1 pseudogene is annotated in these 818 nt (G+C 34.5%); it reads right to left on the bottom strand.

The window, feature by feature from the left end:
* Nucleotides 1-426: 426 nt before the first annotated feature.
* Nucleotides 427-585, bottom strand: a pseudogene (locus KHD59_RS02380) (2,3-bisphosphoglycerate-independent phosphoglycerate mutase); the annotation flags it as partial.
* Nucleotides 586-818 lie beyond the last annotated feature (233 nt).

Here is an 818-nt window from a genome sequence, read left to right as displayed (position 1 = left end):
GCCTAATGACTTTTATTTCATTATTAGTTAATTTAATAACTAACCTTTAGGATTCTCCAAGTTACTCTAAATATCGACCTTGATTCCTTAGGGGAAGTAACCGTTATGGAAACGGTGAGATTCCAGGTTTTTAATTGATAAACTATCCAATACGGATCAAGTATATTGATAGCCTCTGGACTGCTCGTTTATAGTAGTTTACGACAGGTTAGCTTATTACATCTTCTTAGCTTCTTAGGCCTTTTCAGGCTTTTCCATAGGATCATTCGGTGGCGGTATCTTCTTGACTAACTACTTCATCGCAACCCGCTTTTAAAAACTGCTGTAATTCCTTATTGTTTCCTTTAAGGAACCGTTCTTAGCCTTTCAGTGTTTATCGCACTGGTGATTGGTTAAATCACACGATATTTAGGCCTCTTTGGCGCCCCGATCCATAGAATAATATCTTCCAGATATAGAACCAATTTTAAAACCTAATTTTATTAAAAGTTTTATATAACTTAAACCTGATTTGGGAGATGTATCTCTTCCATCAGTAAAAGCATGTAAAAAAGTATTTTTATTTAAATTATGTTGTTTTATTAATATATGGATAGAATATTTGCGTTTCAATATCAAAATTGGTATTTTTGATATCTATTACAAACAGCCCCCCTCTAAACCGGACAAGCAAGTTTCCAAGCATCCGGCTTGCCATAATTTATCTTCTCGCGAAGACTAACTTAATGTCACCACTGGTTAGTTGTTGATTATAATCGTCCTGTAGCACTTTATGATATTGCACAATAAATTACTGACTTCTTTCGCCCTATAAAGGT

It is taken from the genome of Sesame phyllody phytoplasma, from assembly GCF_018390775.2.
Lineage (GTDB): Bacteria > Bacillota_I > Bacilli_A > Acholeplasmatales > Acholeplasmataceae > Phytoplasma > Phytoplasma australasiaticum.
The sequence above is the reverse complement of the archived record's forward strand: the minus strand, read 5'-3'. Positions and strand labels throughout refer to the sequence as shown.